Annotated in this window: 18 protein-coding genes; 8 read left to right on the top strand and 10 right to left on the bottom strand. The window is 46.8% G+C overall.

Going from position 1 to position 18,589, the window contains the following annotated elements:
* Positions 1–123 precede the first annotated feature (123 nt).
* Genes JOD82_RS13465 through JOD82_RS13445 form a run of 5 tightly spaced genes read left to right on the top strand, consistent with a single transcriptional unit; the run spans position 124 to position 5,384 of the window.
* Entirely contained in the window at positions 124–1,665 is a 1,542-nt protein-coding gene (locus tag JOD82_RS13465) for a spore germination protein (RefSeq protein WP_029515751.1), read from the top strand.
* A complete protein-coding gene (locus JOD82_RS13460; RefSeq protein ID WP_209949435.1) occupies positions 1,662–2,870 on the top strand; it encodes a Ger(x)C family spore germination protein in 1,209 nt (402 codons plus the stop codon). The genes JOD82_RS13465 and JOD82_RS13460 overlap by 4 nt, the downstream gene beginning before the upstream one ends.
* Positions 2,871–2,875: 5 nt before the next feature.
* On the top strand, positions 2,876–3,985 hold the full coding sequence (locus JOD82_RS13455) for a GerAB/ArcD/ProY family transporter (protein ID WP_209949433.1): 1,110 nt from the start codon (positions 2,876–2,878) through the stop codon (positions 3,983–3,985).
* Between the two features lie 29 nt (positions 3,986–4,014).
* Entirely contained in the window at positions 4,015–4,251 is a 237-nt protein-coding gene (locus JOD82_RS13450) for a hypothetical protein (protein ID WP_029515754.1), read from the top strand.
* A 17-nt stretch (positions 4,252–4,268) separates the two neighbouring features.
* Positions 4,269–5,384 carry a GerAB/ArcD/ProY family transporter gene (locus JOD82_RS13445; protein ID WP_209949431.1) on the top strand — a complete coding sequence of 372 codons (1,116 nt, stop codon included), beginning with the start codon at positions 4,269–4,271 and terminating at the stop codon, positions 5,382–5,384.
* A gap of 68 nt (positions 5,385–5,452) precedes the next feature.
* On the opposite strand, the gene bcp is transcribed toward JOD82_RS13445, so the two are convergent.
* Genes bcp through JOD82_RS13425 form a run of 4 tightly spaced genes read right to left on the bottom strand, consistent with a single transcriptional unit; the run spans position 5,453 to position 8,592 of the window.
* Positions 5,453–5,929, bottom strand: coding sequence for a thioredoxin-dependent thiol peroxidase (bcp, locus tag JOD82_RS13440; RefSeq protein ID WP_209949429.1), 477 nt, complete (start codon positions 5,927–5,929; stop codon positions 5,453–5,455).
* Positions 5,930–5,971: 42 nt separating this feature from the next.
* On the bottom strand, positions 5,972–6,760 hold the full coding sequence (locus tag JOD82_RS13435) for an ABC transporter permease (protein ID WP_025718032.1): 789 nt from the start codon (positions 6,758–6,760) through the stop codon (positions 5,972–5,974).
* Positions 6,761–6,764: 4 nt separating this feature from the next.
* Positions 6,765–7,559 carry an ABC transporter permease gene (locus JOD82_RS13430; RefSeq protein ID WP_053324641.1) on the bottom strand — a complete coding sequence of 265 codons (795 nt, stop codon included), beginning with the start codon at positions 7,557–7,559 and terminating at the stop codon, positions 6,765–6,767.
* The gene (locus JOD82_RS13425; protein WP_028540997.1) at positions 7,552–8,592 is read right to left on the bottom strand and encodes an ABC transporter ATP-binding protein; all 1,041 of its coding nucleotides are present in this window, start codon (positions 8,590–8,592) and stop codon (positions 7,552–7,554) included. The genes JOD82_RS13430 and JOD82_RS13425 overlap by 8 nt, the downstream gene beginning before the upstream one ends.
* Before the next feature lie 103 nt (positions 8,593–8,695).
* Here JOD82_RS13425 and JOD82_RS13420 point away from each other — a divergent pair, with 103 nt between their 5' ends.
* The 3 genes from JOD82_RS13420 (at position 8,696) to JOD82_RS13410 (ending at position 12,385) form a co-directional block, all read left to right on the top strand.
* Complete coding sequence (locus JOD82_RS13420; RefSeq protein ID WP_069291107.1) at positions 8,696–9,817, top strand: LCP family protein; 1,122 nt, start codon at positions 8,696–8,698, stop codon at positions 9,815–9,817.
* An 83-nt stretch (positions 9,818–9,900) separates the two neighbouring features.
* Positions 9,901–11,217 (top strand): glutamate-1-semialdehyde 2,1-aminomutase, encoded by a 1,317-nt coding sequence (locus JOD82_RS13415; RefSeq protein WP_269465967.1) that lies wholly within the window; start codon positions 9,901–9,903, stop codon positions 11,215–11,217.
* Positions 11,218–11,425: 208 nt separating this feature from the next.
* On the top strand, positions 11,426–12,385 hold the full coding sequence (locus tag JOD82_RS13410; protein WP_209949427.1) for a DMT family transporter: 960 nt from the start codon (positions 11,426–11,428) through the stop codon (positions 12,383–12,385).
* 93 nt (positions 12,386–12,478) lie between these two features.
* On the opposite strand, the gene JOD82_RS13405 is transcribed toward JOD82_RS13410, so the two are convergent.
* The 6 genes from JOD82_RS13405 to JOD82_RS13380 form a co-directional block, all read right to left on the bottom strand.
* Positions 12,479–12,892: a sensory rhodopsin transducer gene (locus tag JOD82_RS13405; RefSeq protein WP_209949425.1), complete on the bottom strand. Its 414-nt coding sequence runs from the start codon at positions 12,890–12,892 to the stop codon at positions 12,479–12,481.
* Between the two features lie 53 nt (positions 12,893–12,945).
* Complete coding sequence (locus tag JOD82_RS13400) at positions 12,946–13,980, bottom strand: glycoside hydrolase family 88/105 protein (protein ID WP_209949450.1); 1,035 nt, start codon at positions 13,978–13,980, stop codon at positions 12,946–12,948.
* A gap of 72 nt (positions 13,981–14,052) precedes the next feature.
* Positions 14,053–15,165, bottom strand: coding sequence for a rhamnogalacturonan acetylesterase (locus tag JOD82_RS13395; RefSeq protein ID WP_209949448.1), 1,113 nt, complete (start codon positions 15,163–15,165; stop codon positions 14,053–14,055).
* Positions 15,166–15,278: 113 nt separating this feature from the next.
* Positions 15,279–16,118 carry a carbohydrate ABC transporter permease gene (locus JOD82_RS13390; RefSeq protein ID WP_209949423.1) on the bottom strand — a complete coding sequence of 280 codons (840 nt, stop codon included), beginning with the start codon at positions 16,116–16,118 and terminating at the stop codon, positions 15,279–15,281.
* Between the two features lie 5 nt (positions 16,119–16,123).
* The gene (locus JOD82_RS13385; RefSeq protein ID WP_023987015.1) at positions 16,124–17,032 is read right to left on the bottom strand and encodes a carbohydrate ABC transporter permease; all 909 of its coding nucleotides are present in this window, start codon (positions 17,030–17,032) and stop codon (positions 16,124–16,126) included.
* 238 nt (positions 17,033–17,270) lie between these two features.
* On the bottom strand, positions 17,271–18,563 hold the full coding sequence (locus JOD82_RS13380) for an ABC transporter substrate-binding protein (protein WP_069011286.1): 1,293 nt from the start codon (positions 18,561–18,563) through the stop codon (positions 17,271–17,273).
* Between the last annotated feature and the right edge of the window lie 26 nt (positions 18,564–18,589).

The raw sequence follows: 18,589 nt of genomic DNA, 5'->3' as shown, positions 1-18,589 counted from the left end.
TCCTCCCTTCACCGGAGCAAATCGCGAATGTCAGACTGCATTCGTTTCTATAATCGCAAGGCATAAATTCATATATTCAGAGCATACTAAGCCAACAAACTCCAATATCGGAGGATTTTACGTATGCCAAATCAGAATAAAAGTTGTCCACTTACTCATGTGTCCTCTAACTTGAAGGATAATGTGAATCATATCGAAAGCTCCTTTGGAAACAGCGGAGATGTAATCATTAAAGAGCTATTATGGATGCAAAAATGGCCAGCAGCTCTATTTTATATTGATGGTCTGGTCAATACTCAATTGCTCCATGATTCCGTTCTCCGTTCATTGATGCGAGTAAATGAACATCATGTACCGGAGGGCGCAGAACCATTCGACTATTTGAAGAATCAAGTTTTGATTGCAGGTAACTCAGGTAGTGTGGACGAAATGGATGCCTTATTCAACCAGATGCTATCTGGCGGTATTATCATTTTGCTGGACGGATACGCCAAGGGCATATGGATTGATGCGGTCGGTTGGGAGGATCGCAGTGTTAGCGAACCCCAATCCCAAAGTGTCGTACGGGGTCCAATGGAGGCTTTTACCGAAAATTTACGTACCAATACCGCTCTAATTCGTAGGCGAATCCGCGATCCGCGCCTGTGGATGGAAACAAGACAGATCGGTCAAGTCACTCATACCAATGTGTCCGTGATGTATATCAAAGGAATTGCTGACGAAGGGGTTATTCAGGAACTGAGAGAACGTTTGGACCGAATTGATATTGACGGAATTTTGGAAGGGGGTTACATCGAAGAGGAAATTCAGGATGAATCCTTCACTCCGTTTCCCACCATTTATAACAGCGAGCGTCCGGATTCGGTCGCTGCCAGCCTGTTGGAGGGGCGGATTGCTATCTTGGTGGACGGGACACCCTTTGTTCTGTTGATTCCTGCGCTATTCGTGCAATTTTTCCAGTCGGCAGAGGATTATTACCAACGTGCTGATATCAGCACGTTGCTGCGTTTGCTGCGTTTCTTTTCCTTTTTTATCGCTTTGCTTGCACCGGCAGTTTATATCGCGGTAACTACCTTTCATCAAGAGATGATTCCTACAAACTTATTGGTCAGTCTCGCTGCACAAAGGGAAGGCGTACCGTTTCCAGCCTTTGTCGAGGCGATGCTCATGGAAATTACTTATGAAATTTTGCGTGAAGCAGGAGTCCGAATTCCGAGGACAGTCGGACAGGCTGTATCTATTGTAGGCACATTGGTCATTGGGCAAGCAGCCGTGGATGCGGGGGTTGTCTCGGCGGCTATGGTCATTATCGTGTCAATCACCGCCATCTCCAGCTATGTTATTCCAGAAAACGGCCTGTCGATAGCGGTTCGTATTATACGCTTCGCCTTAATGATGCTAGCCGCAGCCTTTGGGCTTCTTGGAATATTGATGGGGTTAATCGTAGTTTTGCTGCACTTGACCAGTCTGAGATCGTTTGGAGTATCTTACATGAGTCCGTTTGGCCCCTATGTGGAAAGCGATATGAAAGATACGCTGTTTCGCTTGCCTTGGCCTCATATGACGAAGCGTCCTCAATCCATCTCTATCCAAAATACGATCCGCCAAAAAACGAAAAAAAGACGGATCGGTAATAAATCAAAAACCAGAAGGGATCAACCATGAAGCAGACCATACATTTGTTCTTCGTCTGGGGCCTGATTGCATTACTGTTAGGTGGTTGCTGGGATCGCCAAGAATTAAATGAGCTGGGCATAGCTATTGGGATCGGTGTGGATATAGAAGGAGACCAGTATCAGGTAACCGCTCAGGTGGTCATTCCTTCTGCTGTAGCTTCCAAATCTTCACCAAGTGCAGGCCCTCCAGTCGTTACTTATCAGGCCACTGCACCCACGATTCAAGAGGCCATTGAAAAAATGACGAATACAAGTCCGCGCGCCATTTACTTATCTCATATTCGTATGCTGATTTTAGGTGAGGAGTATGCGAGAAAGGGAATTGCTGATGCGATTGAAGCCATGATGCGAGAGCCTTTCACAAGAAGTGACTTTTATATTGCGATAGCCAAGAATAACAAGGCTTCTACGATGTTAAAGATCCCCACTCCAATGGAAAAGTTGCCGGCAAATAAATTATTTGCTTCGTTAGATACCTTAACCAAAACCTGGGCTCCTGCTACCAAAGTAACCATGGATCAACTTCTTAGCGATCTGGTTAATCCCGACATCCAGTCCACTCTGCCCGCATTGGAAGCTGTGGGAGATATAGAGTCGACCAATGAAAAAGGTATGGATGCCACCAAAAGTATATCGCCTGAAACCATATTGCGGTTTTCGGGTAATGGTGTATTCAAAAAAGACCGATTGCTGGGATGGATCAATGAACTTGACAGTAAAGGGCTCAGTTACATCAGGGATAAAGTGGAGTCTACAACGGGGCACACCGATTGTCAGGGTGGGGGTAACATTGCCCTATTAACCTTGAGTAGCGACACTCAAAAAAAAGTAATCATTCGTGATGGAGAACCTGTTATCTCTATATCAGTTACCAACAACAGCACAGTACGAGAAGTCAACTGCCAGCATATGAAGCTAGACAGTATGGACGATATTAAAGAAATTGAAGCCGCAAGCAATGAAAAAATTGTTGAAATTATGAAACATTCCGTAGAGACCGTTCGGCATGAGTTTAAGTCAGACATTTTCGGCTTTGGTCAACTGATTCACCAGTCCAAACCCGAGCTTTGGAAAAGACTAAAAGAAGAAAAAGAAAATCCATTTATGGACTTACAGATTGAATATAAGGCACAGACAAAGATTAAAAAAATTGGTTCCTTGTTTGAATCATTCCAAAAACAAATGAAGGAGTGAGCTGGGTGGAGGAGAAAGGGCGTATCAGCATCAGAAATATAGCCGTACTCGTATTTTTGAGTATTATCGGAGACTGCGTATTGGTGTATCCCTCCCTCATTACAAGCATATCCAAGCAGGATGCCTGGATCAGCTCATTCCTAAGTATCCCAGCAGGATTGGCTGTATTACTGCTACTCCTGCGGGTACATCAGCTATATCCTGATCTCACCTTTATTCAACTCTGCCAGAGAATTTTGGGACCGTGGCTAGGCTCCCTCATCTCGATATGGTATTTGTTCCATTTATTAATGAATTCCGCGATTTATTTAAGAGAGGTCGGGGATTTTATGAACAGCCAGACTTATGTTATGACGCCTCTGCCTGTTATCAATTTACTCTTAATTCTTGCGCTTATGTGGGGGATGTATATGGGATTAGAGCCTATTGCTCGTACGGCTCAAATCTTATTACCATTATGCTTGGCTTTCACTTTGTTTTTAATCCTGTGCTTGCTTCCCCAATGTGAAAGTCAGCAGCTTAAGCCTATGCTGGAGCTAGGTATTCCCAAGATTATGGAAGGCAGCCTATTTGCACTGTCCTACCCATTCGGAGAATTAGCTTTTTTACTCATGATTTTTCCCTATGTGAACAAAAAACCGGGTCTAAAAAAATCGGTTTTGCTAGCCGGACTTACTGCCAGCGTTCTGTTAAGCGTACTACTCTTGGTTTCTCTCATGGTTCTGGGCCCTTTTGTAACCGAACATAGTGTGTATACCTCTTATACGCTATCTAAAAAAATCAACATAGGAAATTTCTTACAGAGAGTTGAATCCATGATGAGCATAGCCTGGATTATCACTACCTTTGTTAAAACCATTTTACACTTCTATGCCTTTACCTTAGGAATGACTCAGCTACTGCGATTAGACAATGTACGGACCTTTCTTGGCCCTAGCTTTATGATCCTGTTTGGTCTGATTATCGTGTCGGCACCCAACATTACTTATTATCTAGATACGATCGTCCACGCTTGGATTTATTGGGATTTGACGGATTCCGTTGTCCTGCCTTTACTGCTGCTTGTCGTATACAAGTTGAGATCGAAAGGCAATCATAGCCTGGGATCTGGTTGAGCCTCACCCTCAAAGGAAGGAGCATCGACATGCTGATTACCACTATCATTATCTGTATCGGCTTAGCCATCGCTGCCAAAGATTTGCCAGGCTTGTACCGAAAGCATCGCTTTAAGGATATGTTCGTGTACATCGTTATGCTCGGATTAGGCACATGGCTTAGTATTCTTGCTGCCAAATTAGAGGTTACGCCAAGTCCGCTGATTCTGATAGAGATCATCTATAACCCTGTTAACGCTTTTATTTCACATGTATTTGGCTTTTAGAAGGGAGGCAGCCACAAATGTCAAAAAAAGAACGTATCAGTGTTCGGCAAGTGACTGTCCTTATGTTTATGTGTTTAATCGGGGATATGCTCTTAATTTATCCGACTATGATTACGCATATTGCTCATCAGGATGCCTGGATCAGCTCTATACTGTCCATACCGTTAGGTTTAATTATTATTTACGTGCTCCTTCGTGTCCATGAACTCTACCCGGGCCTTACACTTATTGAAGCGATCCGTAAAATTTTCGGGCCTGTATTCGGAACCATTGTCTCCTGCTGGTATTTGTATTATTTTTTAATGAACACCGCTCTTATTGCTAGAGAGGTAGGCGATTACCTGACTACCCAGTTATTTGTACAAACCCCTCTGCATGTCCTGCTCGTTATGGGAATTTCCCTAATGGTGCTTACTGCGCTAATGGGAATTGAAGTTTTCGGTCGTGTTAGCGAGATGCTATTACCAGCATATATATTAATCTTCTCTGGTCTGATCCTTGCACTCCTGCCACAAATTCAGCTTTCTAATGTACGGCCTGTTTTGGAAAACGGGTTAGCTCCTGTTGCTAAAGGAATGGTTCCAGGCGTGGCTATGCCTTTTGCCGAAATGTCTATTATGCTCATGGTTTTTCCTTATGTAAACAAAAAAGCCCATTTTAAAAAGGACATGTTGCTCGCCTCTCTTATAGGCGGATTCCTGATTAGCGTGTTTCTGCTTCTCTCTCTCCTTGTCGTTGGTCCCTTTGTGACCAATTATAGTCCATACATTTCTTCTGCTCTCACAACAAAGATTAACGAGCTCAATTATATTACACGAGTTGAATCGTTAGTAACTTTAACCTGGGCACTTGCTGCCTATTTCAAAGGTGTCCTTTTCTTTTACGCGTTTACTTTCGGAACAACCCAGCTATTCCGAATTTCTAATATCCGCTCCTTTGTCATCCCCGCAGGAGCGCTTGTGTTTGGTATGACCATTTTGATAACCCCAAATGTGTTTTATTATGTAAGAACTCTTGTTTATCCCATGTCTACCTGGCATTATACAAACGGCTTGATCATTCCGCTTGTTTTATGGGGTGTTTATTTCTGCAAGCAAAAGTGGAAGCATCGACAGGACGTATCCAAAAATTAACAAAAACCTTTTGAAACCGATGCTTAAAGAAGCATAATCCGATTCCAAAAGGTTTTTTTGTTCTTCACTTACGCCATATCCTGAATGTATGCCAGCGCAGCATCAATGTGCCCTTTTACTCTTAAACCACGCCATTCGTGAACTAAGATACCATTTTCATCAATAAGGAACGTAGACCGAACAATGCCCATGTACTGCTTGCCGTACATCTGTTTTTGCTGCCATACACCATACGTCTCAGCGACCTGACGCTCTTCATCAGATAACAACTGAAAAGGGAGTCCGTACTTGGCAATAAACTTGTCATGCTGCTTGAGTGGATCAGGGCTTATCCCCAGAATCACCGTGTTCAAACCTTCAAACTCCGTATGTTTATCCCGAAAATCACAAGCCTGTGTCGAGCAGCTAGAGGTCAAGTCCTTGGGATAGAAATATATCAACACCCTACTGCCTCGATAATCTGACAGCTTAACATGCTTTCCCTCACTGCCAGGCAATTCAAAATCCGGTGCCGCTTGTCCAATAACGGTAAATGCCGCGGACATCTCATCATCTCCTATCTTGTGGGGGTTCTTATATAACCTGACCTATGAGCCTGCCCCTCTGTAGCGGCGAATTCCCCAGTTCCATGCCAGTAAGCCCAAGGTCAGAAAGACAATTCCCATCACAGGAGTTAAGAGCGCCATATGGCGCATGTCCTCTCGGTGAAGGAACAGGGAGGCTGGATATACGCCAACAAAAGCAAACGGTAGTATCCAAGTTAGCACAACCTGAATGGCTCGGTTATAGATCGTTACTGGATAACGTCCGTAGCCCTGAATATTGTACATGAGCGGAATAATTCCTGTCGGCGCATCCGAAAAAAACGAAAGGGAAGTCAATATGGTGTATATCCCTGTATAGATCGCCACGGCACTTAGGCTCAAAATGATCAGCGCCGGTATGAACCACCACTCCATAGCCAAGTCCATCTGTGCCCCGCTGATCCCCATAATAATCAGACCGATCACTGAGCCGACCAGTGCGGGCGGGTCCACATTTTCAAGGAAAATCTGGAACAGATTATACGCAGGACGGGTCATTACCCGGTCGAGTTCACCTTTTACAATATAACGCTCGCTAAAGTTCCAAAGGTTGACGAAACAGCTGAATAGTCCGTAAGGAACCATAAAAAATCCATAAACGAACACGACTTCATTTTCACTCCAGCCACCCAAACTGTCTGTGTGCATAAAAATAACCAGGATAAAAATAAGATTCGTGGCCTGAAACAACAGATCTGAAATAACTTCTACCCAAAAGTCGGCCCGATAGGTGAGCCGTGACTTCATGTAATTTTTTAAATATTCGCTAATGAGACCCAAATAGTACATCATCGGCTTACCCTCCCTGCACGAACAGACGTCTGCGCGCCAGTCGCCAAATGATGATCATCGGCACGAGCAGAACGACCAGCCAAATGATTTGGATACCCAGTACATTCCAAATGCCAACGCCTTTTACACGTCCCGTAAATACAGAGCCCGGCAAATAGGTAATTGCCTGAAACGGCATCCATTGGGCGATTGTCGCCAGCCAGCCTGGGAACAAACTAATTGGCAAAATCAATCCAGAAAACAGATCTACAACTACGCGCTTCATACGCATCATGCCCTCATTATTTTCGATAAAAAAGGCCGTTAATCCAGTAATAATATTGATCTGAGTGTTGATCATAAAGCTGAAAAACAGCATGACCAGAAAACCAACCCAGGCTACCGGATCCGTGGGAAGCTTCACCGGAAATAGCAGCATCGCAATCGCCATACCTGGAATCATAAACAACAGAAAACGGAACATTCCCTCGCCGAGTCCTTGCATAAATTTAACAAGTACATAGTTATAAGGTCGGATCATCTGAATAGCGATGCTTCCATCACGTATATCCGTCGAGATTTCACGATCCAAATTGTTGAAATAAAAGGCCCTCGCCATCCACGATACTGCTACATACGTCGTCATCTGAGCAGCGGTAAAGCCTCCAATGCTACCCGCATCGCCATATATCGCTTTGTATGTGAAATAATACACGCCAATATTCATGCAATAAATAAGGATTCCTGAATAATAGTTCACACGATACGCAAGCATCGTGAGAAATCGGATACGAATAAAATCGGTGTATACGCTAAGCATGAACTTTAGCCTCCACTATCGGATTGCCCTGGCGTTCAGCCGAGCCAGACTGATAGATACTGCGGACGATATCATCCGTGTTGGTTTCAATGATTTTGATATCCGTAATGTCCGTGCGACCGACTACGCAAGCGAGCACATCCGATACATTAATATGAAGAGGAATCCATACCTTGGCAGCCAAATCATTATCCATCGTCCAAGCCAGTGGCATATCAGCAGTCCATGCCTGTAATTGCTCCAATTGGGTCGATGTGCCGAACTGGAACCGTACTTCTCGACCTGTCCCCCAACGCGCCTTCAGATCCTCCAGACCACCATCATAAATGATATTTCCATCATCCAGCATAATGACGCGCGAGCACAGCGCTTCAATATCCTGCAAATCATGGGTCGTCAGCAAAATAGTCGTACCGTGATCCCGGTTCATGTCCTTCAGAAACTCGCGGATTTCGGATTTCACCATAATATCAAGCCCAATGGTCGGCTCGTCCAGAAAAACAATAGACGGATTGTGCAGCAAGGCAGCTACCAGCTCACAGCGCATCCTTTGCCCGAGACTAAGCTTGCGTACCGGGCGGCTTAGCAGATCCTGCAATTGCAGCCTCTCTACCAGCTCATCCAGCCTACGTTTGAAGTCCGTAGCCGGAACCTGATATACTTTCCGCAGTAGTTGAAAAGACTCGATCACACCGATGTCCCACCAAAGCTGACTGCGCTGACCGAAAACAACGCCAATGTTGCCTACAAATTTCTCGCGTTCCTCATAGGGGACATAACCGCCCACCTTGAGATGTCCCGATGTCGGCACGAGAATGCCTGTCAGCATCTTAATCGTGGTGGACTTTCCGGCGCCGTTCTCACCGATATAACCGCATATTTCTCCTTGCGGAATACGGAAGGATATATCTTTGACCGCGGCTACCTCGTTGTATTCGCGGGCGAATAAATCAAGGAAGGCACCTTTTAAGCCCTCGCGATTTTTTTGAACCTTAAATGTTTTGCGCAGATCCTGCACATCAATTGCCAGCATGTTATACCTCTCAATCAGGATTTGTAAAATCCATAGTTAAATTGATTGTGCTCCAAAAAGAAATTATAATGTAATGAACTGAAAAGCGAAAGGGAGAGCATCCATGACAAGCAGAACCAAAAGGACGATATGGTCGGTTCTAGCCGTGGTAATCGTCGCGATTGTCGGCTTTGCCGTGTACTATTTTACATCCATTTATAATCAGCTGGATAATCTGCATAAAGAGGGCGCTAACTCCCCCTTCAAAAATGTAAAGCAGGTCGATCAGGTTCGTACGCCAGAACCACCCAAGTGGGAAGGTACCGATATGGTTAACATTTTACTGATGGGTGTCGATGGGCGCGGTATCCAGAAAGGGGAAGTCCCCCGATCAGACAGCATGATGGTTGTATCACTGGACCCCGTTAAGAAAAAAATCCACCTGTTCTCTATTTTGCGTGATACGTACGTGGATATTCCCGGCTATGGAAAAAATCGAATTAACACTGCCATTACTCACGGACCCAACACGGCCATGAAGACGGCTGGCGACCTGTTAGGCATCCCGGTGCAATATTATGTGTACACGGATTTCCAGGGCTTTATCAAACTGGTGGATGCCGTAGGCGGGATTGATTTTGAAGTGGAAAAGGATATGCATTATACAAGTAATGCGGATAAACATCAGTACGATATTGATTTGAAAAAGGGCATGCAGCATCTAGATGGCAATACGGCGCTTCAATATGTGCGGTTCCGCCACGATGCAATGTCCGACTTCTCCCGATCAGGACGGCAACGGGCATTCTTGGAAGCCGTAGCCCAGAAAATGCAGACCACGACTTCCATCGCTAACTTGCCGAATATTTTAGAGCAGGTTAACCCGTACATCGACACGAATCTCAGTGTTAACGATATGTGGAAGCTGGCAAATGTGGGGTACCAAAGCAACTTTGCAGGCAGCGAACAGGTTCCACCGATGAAGATGCTCGGAGAAGAGAATGTGGGCGGCGCGGCAGTTCTTACTGTCCGCGATCCGGAAGAACTGAAAACGTATGTGCAGGATATATTTAATAATCCACCCACACAAACACAGGAACAAAACAAGGATCAGAACGAAACGAAACAGCCAGACAGTGCATCGTCTACCAAGAAGGATAAAGCTTCTTTTACAGGGGGCAGTAAAACCAGTAATGAGGATGCTTCCACACAATCAACAACAAAGACAGGTCAAAAAGAGCTATAATGATGTATGCAGGGGCAGCCGTGAACGCTGCCCTTTGGCGTGTGTATACCCTATTTTAATGAACGGAAAGGAAGTTTTTGATGATGAAACGGGAAAACTCCGAAGCACTATATAAAGAAGCCCTGGAGCATATTGTCGGGGGCGTTAACAGCCCTTCACGCTCCTTTAAAGCTGTGGGCGGCGGCGCTCCAGTATTCATGAAACGCGCTAAAGGTGCTCATTTCTGGGATGAGGATGATAATCGATATATCGACTATTTGGCGGCTTATGGCCCTATTATTACCGGACACGCCCATCCCCATATTACCAAGGCCATCAGCGAAGCGGCTGCGAACGGCGTATTGTACGGAACCTCAACAGTCTTGGAAATTAAACTGGCCAAGATGCTGAAGGAAGCAATTCCCTCCATGGACAAGGTCCGGTTTGTGAATTCTGGCACAGAAGCGGTTATGACGACGATTCGTGTGGCACGGGCCTATACTGGGCGGAACAAGATCATCAAATTCGCCGGCTGCTACCACGGTCACTCGGATCTGGTACTTGTAGCCGCAGGCTCCGGTCCTTCCACACTGGGCATACCGGACAGCGCAGGCATTACGACCAACATTGCGAGCGAGGTTATTACCGTGCCATTCAATGATCTCGACGCGTTGCGCCAAGCCTTGGAGCGTTGGAGCGACGATGTGGCGGCAGTCATGGTTGAGCCGATTGTCGGTAATTTCGGCATGGTTATGCCGCAGCCAGGCTATCTGGAAGGGCTCTGCTCGATGGCGCGTGCGAACGGCTCACTCGTCATTTATGACGAGGTCATTACCGCATTCCGATTCCACTTCGGTTCCACCCAAACGTATGCAGGTTTGGACAACCATGATGCGATTCAGCCAGATTTGACCGCGCTGGGCAAAATCATGGGCGGTGGTCTGCCGATTGGTGCCTACGGCGGCAGCAAGCACATCATGGAGCAGGTTGCCCCACTCGGCCCGGCTTATCAGGCGGGTACGATGGCGGGCAACCCGGCGTCCATCTCGTCAGGCATCGCCTGCCTTGAAGTCCTTCAAGGGGAAGGCGTGTACGAAGAGATGGAACGTCTGGCCGTGAGGCTGACGGACGGTATTCAGTCCTCTGCTGAACGTTACGGCGTGCCATTGACGATCAACCGTATTCGTGGAGCCTTCTCGACGCATTTCTGTGATCATCCGATCACGAATTACGCACAGGCGCAGGATACGGATAGCGAAGCATTCGCATCCTTCTTCCGTCACATGCTGGATCGCGGTATTCATCTGGCACCATCCAAGTACGAAGCCTGGTTCCTCACAACAGCGCATACCGACGAAGATGTGGATGCTACGCTGGAAGCGGCGGACGATTCGTTCCGGGCGATGTCACAAGGGAAGTAAACCCAGCAGTAAGTGATAGAATATGAATTATGATAAGAGCTGGAAGTAGTCTTAGGGAAGGGTATTCGACCTCTGGGACTTCGTTCCGGCTTTTTTCCATTTCACAACTGTACCCGTACAGTTGCAGATTTTATGGATTGTATCAGGTTGTGCCATCCGGGTATATTGAGAGAACAACAGGTTAAGGTCATGATTACGGAGGTTTATTATGCACAGTCGTTCCAGAAATGGAGCCGCCTATCTGGCAGCTCTCAGCTATGCAGCTATACTTGGATTTTCATTTTTATTTGTAAAATTGACAGTCACAGAGGCAAGCCCGCTGGATGTGATTGCCCATCGCTTTGCGCTGTCATTTATCGCTTTGACCATTCCCGTGTTGCTCGGTTGGATCAAGATCAACATCAAGATGCGTGACATTCTGCGCATTTTACCACTGGCGCTGCTCTCGCCATTAGTGTATTTTCCACTGCAAGCCTTCGGGCTGATGAGCACTTCTTCATCGGAAGGTGGAATTATCCAAGCAACCGTTCCCATCTTTACGCTGCTGTTAGCTTCCTATTTTATTAAAGAGCGTACAACGGTAGTCCAGAAGATTTCCTTACTGCTCTCTGTCTTTGGCGTGGTTTTTATATTTGTGATGAAAAGCGGAGCACCGCTAGCATCCAGTAGCTATGGCGGTATTCTTCTGCTCGTGCTTTCTGCGATATGCCTATCCGGCTATAATGTGCTGGCACGACCCTTAACACAAAAGTACAACCCAATGGAATTGACCTACGTTACCTCTATTTTGGGATGTATCGTTTTTAACGTGGTGGCACTGGGATATCATGCCATAGACGGCTCCATGAGCGCCTATACCGCTCCACTGGTGAAGCCTGGTTATTGGATGGCACTGGTTTATCTGGGCATTCTGTCTACCCTCGTCACCTCGCTGTTATCGAGCTTTGCCTTGAAGTGGATCGAAGCCTCCAAAATGAGTGTGATCGGTAATTTATCCACCCTCATTTCCATGATTGCGGGTGCTTATATTTTGAAGGAGCAACTCGCCTACTATCACATTATTGGGGCTGTGATAATCATCATCGGCGTTCTGGGTACCAATTTCGGAGGACGAAAAAACTTCACGCCGATCAAAACAACTTCGGCAAAATCACAAAAAACGGGCTAAAAATAGACACTCATTTGCCTAAAAAAAAGAAATCTCCAAGCTGCGCAATTCCAGCCAGGAGATTTCTTTTTTCATTTCTTAGTCTTCGTCGCATTAGATAGGGTACGCCATGACACTCATTAACGCCAATTCCGGCTGTGTCGTGTCCAATCTGCTATATTGTACGATGATGGGCACATCGCTAGTGACCGTAATTGCGTAAGGAATACCTACCGGAATCTGCTCGCCGGATTTCTCCAACGAGGCTGTTCGGATATGACGGGTTCGTCTTCCTTCCACCACCTCGATCAATCCCTCCAATGGCTCGCGGTCTTCAAAATAGATGTCTATACTCAGATTTGCCACACGGCTCCCACAATTCAGCACGCATATACTCTCATGACTGAGCAGCCCTCCCCGGCTTTCCGGTGGAATATACCCATCGGGGATAACCCAGAATAGGCTGCCTCGCGGCTGATTAGCTACTTTTTCATGAGAAAGCTCCTGAGAAAGTTCAGTATCTCCCATGCTATCGACCTCCTTTGACCTATGAATACTTTCGTTTCCCTATGCCCCTTCTTCTAGCCGTACGGATTCTCCTTGGTACGCAACAGTTGAGCCAGAAAAGCAAGCGCCAATCCCTGCCCCCAGCCCTGAAGGCGTTTGTACGGAACGTTTCGATAGCCGTCAATATCGTTCATCACAGCAGTTCCAGCGGATACCCCCGTTACTGTGCCGTCGTCCTTAATGCGGGAAAGAATACCGTCGATCGCCTTTTGGGTGTATTTGTTAAACAATCTTCCTTGCATAAGCAAGGCAGTCGCAATTCCTGCCGAGCCCGAGGTTTCCAGATAAGAGGTATCATCGTTCAGCACCGTATGCCACAGCCCTTCCGGGGATTGCAGCCGCACCAGCGCATTGAGCTGGTCACGCAGCGAGCCGTCGATGATCATATAAGATGGATGCTGCACCTCCACCAATTTCAGCGCTTTTGCCATCGTGAGGGCTGCCCATGAATTGCCGCGCGCCCAATATATTCCTGACATCCGGCTTTGATTCGCATGATCCCATCCGTGATAATACAGATTCGTATCCGGGTCCTGCAAAAATTCTTCATGCCCGTGATATTGACGAACCCCATCCTCCCAATACTCCTTGTTGCCCAACAGATGACCGATGCGCAGCAAGTAATAACCGGCCATAAACATCGTATCCACCCATGCTTGCTGCGGAAATACATCATGAAGTGAATTCACCGTATGCTGGAAAATGCCGTCGGCAAACCGCTCCGCTTTTTGGGCCAAAAATTCTGCCATCTCGATGGCAATATCAAGGTATTTTTGCTCACCTGTGGCCTGATAAAGCGTCAACAAACAGTGCCCGACAGAAACGCCGTTCACCGAGAGAGATGGAAGTCCATCCTCGATATTTTCGTCAACCCATTCTTTCAGCTTGGTCAAATACTTTTCGTTCCCTGTCGCTTCATACGCTTCGCATACTCCGTAAAAGGCGACTCCACCCGGCCAATCCCAGCTGTAGTGCATTTGAAATGTGCGTTCTACGACCCGGTCGATCACCTGCTTAACTTGTTCTTCATCAAAAATCAATGCAGGCATTTCCACGTCTCCCCCTTTGGTAAGTTTCACGTGAGTTACCTCCTTGACGCCCGTACATGAAAAGGTCATCCTTCAACGTAAATACATGCGCAGCGGTTGCAAATCCAGTTCCTTCACAGCATCCACCACCATGTCTGCAATACGAACCGCGCCATTCTCATGAAAATGCGTGTTATCCTCTAAGCCGCTGGAAAAGTTCATGTATTCACCAGGCAGTAGCCACATAAAAAGCTCTTTACTCTCTTCGGGACCTAGCTGCTCATATAACTCCTGTGTGCGGGCAGACAAATCAATTAGCGGCGCATTCGCTTCTTCCGCCAGCTCACGAACCGCTGTTACATAGTCACCATGTGTGTCAGATAGCGTACCATCCTCGTTAAAATAGCGACGATGTACGGGCGTGACCAGTACCGGGGTTGCCCCATGGCTTCTTGCGCCGTCGATGTAGAGGCGAAGATGCTCCTTGTAGGTTGTAAAAGGCTCTGTAGCCCGCTCTGGATCAGGCTTCTGATCATTATGACCGAACTGGATGAACAGGAAATCTCCTGCCTTTATTTCGCCCAAAATGACATCCAGCCTTCCTTCGTCCACGAAGCTTTTGGAGCTTCGTCCCGATACGGCATGATTATCCACGCAGACATCATGCTTGAACAGGGCGGGCAAAGCCTGGCCCCAGCCAGTATACGGATAGCCGAATGCGTCCTGATCCGTAACCGTGGAATCTCCGGCTAGGAATAGCCGGAGGGTCTGTGGCGCTGGCGCAATCTCCAGCGCATTGAGCCGCGGCGCGGTGCCTGACACGGTGAGGCGTAGCTTGCCACCCCGGACTGGCACCGCAAACAGGGCTTCGGTGAACTGGCCCGGCAGCGTGTGTACTGGGGGAAGCATGTGCTTGCCTTCACCAGCCTTGAATCGCGTGAGCGTTTCCGCCTGTGAATCGCCGACCAGTACGGTGACGAGATACATCCCGTCTGGCACATCTGCAACAAATGCAGCGTTCAGTGGAATACAAAAGCTGCTTCGTAGCCGCGTGCGTGCCTCCTTGGCTGCACTCTGCCTTTTTCGACCGTACACATGCTCCGTAGTCTCGAAGCCATAGCCCTGTTCAGTTGTATATAAGCAATCCGGAGGCACTCCTTTGTAGCCATCCGCAGGCTCCCCCGGACCAAAATCAAACTTCCACAATTTACTCACCTCTCAGCCATCGCCCTCAAATCCCGTCCATTCAATCGTACAAACCCGGATGCCTTCCATTTCCACTCGTAAGCTTCATATCCTCACGCTATGGATTTTGGATCTTAACCCTTCAAACCACTCGTACTCATTCCTTCTACAATTTGCTTCTGGAATGCGAAGAATACAGCGATAACTGGAAGCAGGCTTAGGATAGACATCGCGAACATTCCTCCCCAGTTGGAAGCCGACTCGCTGTCGAGGAACATCTTGAGTGCAATAGATACGGTATATTTCTCCGGCGAATTCAGATACAGTACCGGACCAAGCAAATCCTCCCACTTCCAGTAGAAAGAGAAGATTGCCGCTGTAGCCAACGACGATTTAAGTAAGGGTAAAATAATTCTGAAATACAGCCGGAACTTGCCGCATCCGTCAATCGTCGCCGCTTCATCCAACTCTGCTGGAATCGTTCGTATAAACTGCACCATCAGGAAGATGAAGAACGGCATCCCGAAAAAGGAGGGTACCACCAACGGTAAGATCGTATTGATCCAACCGAGCTTGGTGAAAATAATATATTGCGGTACCAGTACCACATCCCCTGGTAGCATAAGCGTCACCATCATCAAAGCAAACCACAAGTTACGCCCTTTGAATTTCAAGCGTGCAAAGCCAAATGCGATCAATGAGGAGGAAAGCACAGCTCCAATCGTTGAAATCACCACGATCGTGAGCGAGTTCAGAATGTACGTGCCAAAGTTGTAGCCAGTTGTCCCTTTCCAGCCTGTTACATAGTTTTGCCAGATCCATTCAGTAGGGAAAAGCGAGGATGCCGTGACGAATATCGTCCGACTTTCTTTAAACGAGCTGAACAGCATCCAAAAAACGGGATACAGCATCAGGAGCGCCAGTGCAGCAACGAGTATGTGATAAATTGGCCATTTGACCGTTTTCCATGTCATCGGTATCAGCGCCCCTTTTCCGTTTCATAAAATACCCAGTATCTGGAGGTTATAAATAAAATCGCTGTCAGTATCCCAATCATAATGAGCATGACCCAAGCCATGGCTGCCGCATATCCCATGTTGCTGAACATAAACGCCTGTCGGAACAGATACAGTGAATGCAGCATCGTTCCATCCATCGGGCCTCCTTCGCCCTTAGAAATAACATAAGCCGGGACGAAGGTCATAAAGGCACTGATCGTCTGCATAATCAGATTAAATAGAATAATGGGGCTAAGCAACGGTAGCGTAATACTGAAAAATTTTCGTACTGGCTTAGCGCCATCTACACTGGACGCCTCGTACAATTCAACAGGAATGTTCTTCAAACCTGCCAGAAAAATCAGCATGGAGGAGCCAAATTGCCATACGGACAAGGTGATTAGCATCGTAAGCGAAGCATCCGGGTCACCAAACCACTTCACCGGAGTCGCCCCTAAGGTCGAAAGCAGGCTGTTCACTATGCCGTTATTACTGAAAATGTTCCGCCACATAATGGATACCGCAACACTGCCCCCGATAATCGACGGTAGATAGTACATCGTCCGATAGGTGCCGACCATACGCGACTTGGTATTCAAAATCATAGCCACAAACAGCGCGAAAATCAGTCGCAACGGTACACCGACCAATACATACGTAAACGTGACCCTGATCGAATTCCAGTATTTCGGGTCGCCTGTGAACATTTTTTCGAAGTTACCCAGACCAATCCATTTGGGCGGGGTGAACAGGTTGTAGGTGGTAAAGGACAGATACAGCGAAATAAACATTGGAATTAACGTAAACGCCAGAAAGCCCACAATAAACGGGCTGATAAACGCATATCCGGTCATATTGGCTTTCAAGCTCTGATGATTTCGCAAGCTCATCAAGCCTCCCTTCTGTTGCATTTTAAAGAATTAGCAAAACTTTATAATATTAATAATTCGTTGTTATGTGAATAATATTGTGATGTCTGCAAAGGGTGCTTATGCAGTCGGTTCGTCCAATCAACCGTGCGCAATCATGCTTTGGACTACGCACGGTTAACTTAACGAAACGTTCCTTCGATCATATCGATCTTATGCTAAAACAGTGTCAGATATCCTAAAGGTCACATTGCGCTCATTATTGCTTGTTATTCGCAAGGATAGTATTCGCATCAGCCCGGAATTTGGCCGCTGCGTCTTCTGGTGTCATCTGTCCGAAATTGACCTGTTCAATATAATCGGTCAGAGTCGCAATCACTTCCGGCGATCCGACTGGCGGCGGCGGGCTCATTGGAGAAGCCTTCGGCTCCATGGAAGCTACAAATTCAAACACCTGCTTCGTAGGCTCGCTCAACTCTGGCGCAACAGCCTCCTTGATTTTGGAGGAAATCGGCACGCCACGTTCGCCTTTAATCAATTTATTCGCTTCTACATCATTCATCCAGAAATCAATAAACTTTGCGGCCTCATCCTTCACCTGTGAACGGGAAGCAACCGTCCAGTACATCGTAGGCTGCATGTATACGCCTTTTTCCATATTCGGCCCAAACATTGGAGCCAGTGCCATGGGGCGGTTAACAACCTGCTGTAAGCCCACATACTGATTGGACCACTGCCAAATACCGATGCCTGTTCCTTTTACGATATCGGATTCCTCAAGAATCCCCTTGGTCTGGTTCATGATTTCAGGAGGCGGAGTCGCTCCCTTCTTAATCAGATCAGCCAATCCGCTGAAGAAGTCAACAAACAGCTTATCGTCGTCATATCCCAAGCCTGTTCCTTCCGCATTGTAGAGAGTCTTTCCTTGCGTACGCAAATAGTAGTGGAAGAAAATATCGGCAGCCATCGAGCTGTCAAAATATACTTTATTGGAAGCTGCCTTTAAAGCCAGTTCTTTGTATTGATCCCATGTCCAGTTATCAGGAATTTTATCTATACCTGCTTTCTTGAGCAACGCCGGATCATACTGGAAACCCAGAACATTGACACCTGTTGGAATACCATATTGCTTTCCTGCTATTACGCCGGTACTGAGTACATTTTCGTTCACGTCAGCGACCTGAATTTTTTGATTTAAGTAAGGCGCGAGATCCTCCAGTTGACCATTTTTTGCATATTGGCTAATGTACGAAATGTCCATTTGCACGATATCCGGTAACTGATTAGCCGCAGCCTGTGGGGCGAGCTTTTTCCAATAGTCATCAAAAGAGGCATATTCCACATCGATCGTTACATTAGGATTTTTCTGCTTATACAAATCAACGACCTTCTGCGTGTATTCATGACGCGTATCCGATCCCCACCAAGCGATACGTAACTTTACTTTCCCGTCTGCACTTGTGCCCGAATTGCCGCCGCCGTCCGCTCCGCTACATGCTGTCGTCAAAACGAGCAGCATAGCTATAATCAGAAACCATCCCTTTTTGCCCACCTATCTCTCCCCTTTTCGCTGTTCTA

The organism is Paenibacillus sp. 1182 (genome assembly GCF_017833915.1).
Lineage (GTDB): Bacteria > Bacillota > Bacilli > Paenibacillales > Paenibacillaceae > Paenibacillus > Paenibacillus polymyxa_D.
The sequence above is the reverse complement of the archived record's forward strand: the minus strand, read 5'-3'. Positions and strand labels throughout refer to the sequence as shown.